Genomic DNA, 429 nt, shown 5'->3' on the forward strand with positions numbered 1-429 from the left:
CCGATGTAGTCACCGGATCAGGCGCCGGTCCGCCGGAGGCGGCGGCCCCTCGACCGCCAGACCAGGACGATGCCCAGCAGGATGACCCCGACCACAACCGCCGTAGTACGGCCGACGGCATCGGCGACGGCGGCATACGAATTCCCCGCGACGAAGCCGAGCACAACGAAGCCGACGCCCCAGACGAGGCCGCCGGAGTGCGTTGAAGGCCAGGAAGCGGCGGTAGGGCATGCGCGAAATGCCGGCCAGCAAGGGCACCGCGGCTCGCGTGAACGCAACAAAGCGGCCGAAGAACACCGCCGAGCCACCGCAACGTGCCAGAAGATCTCGGGCAGTGTCGTTACGGGCGCGACGCCGGGCGATGGCCGGCCCGTCCAACAGCCGCGGACCGAGATGCCTGCCGATCTCGTATCCGACGCTGTCACCGAC

The 429-nt window shown here is 69.5% G+C and carries 1 protein-coding gene and 1 pseudogene; one reads left to right on the forward strand and one right to left on the reverse strand.

What is annotated here, in order from left to right:
- On the forward strand, positions 1-206 hold a 206-nt coding region (locus AC1DYG_RS19915), incomplete at its 5' end, for a hypothetical protein (protein ID WP_477641576.1).
- 49 nt (positions 207-255) lie between these two features.
- On the opposite strand, the pseudogene AC1DYG_RS19920 reads toward AC1DYG_RS19915, so the two are convergent.
- A pseudogene (locus AC1DYG_RS19920) lies at positions 256-378 on the reverse strand (DedA family protein); the annotation flags it as partial.
- Positions 379-429 lie beyond the last annotated feature (51 nt).

It is taken from the genome of Pedococcus sp. P1_H8 (genome assembly GCF_056405175.1).